The organism is Rahnella sp. PD4, assembly GCF_049199325.1.
Taxonomy (GTDB): domain Bacteria; phylum Pseudomonadota; class Gammaproteobacteria; order Enterobacterales; family Enterobacteriaceae; genus Rahnella; species Rahnella perminowiae.
This window is the reverse complement of record NZ_JBLZQF010000041.1, coordinates 1-255: the sequence shown is the minus strand read 5'-3', so window position 1 is coordinate 255 and position 255 is coordinate 1. Positions and strand designations below refer to the sequence as shown.

At 55.3% G+C, this 255-nt stretch carries 1 rRNA gene; it reads right to left on the bottom strand.

Features of this window, described 5'->3' with window-relative positions:
• A 16S ribosomal RNA gene (locus ACOZIO_RS25120) occupies positions 1-255 on the bottom strand; the annotation flags it as partial.

Below are 255 nucleotides of genomic sequence, written 5' to 3'. Positions count from 1 at the left end.
CGCCTGCGTGCGCTTTACGCCCAGTAATTCCGATTAACGCTTGCACCCTCCGTATTACCGCGGCTGCTGGCACGGAGTTAGCCGGTGCTTCTTCTGCGAGTAACGTCAATCACCACACGTATTAAGTATGATGCCTTCCTCCTCGCTGAAAGTGCTTTACAACCCTAAGGCCTTCTTCACACACGCGGCATGGCTGCATCAGGCTTGCGCCCATTGTGCAATATTCCCCACTGCTGCCTCCCGTAGGAGTCTGGA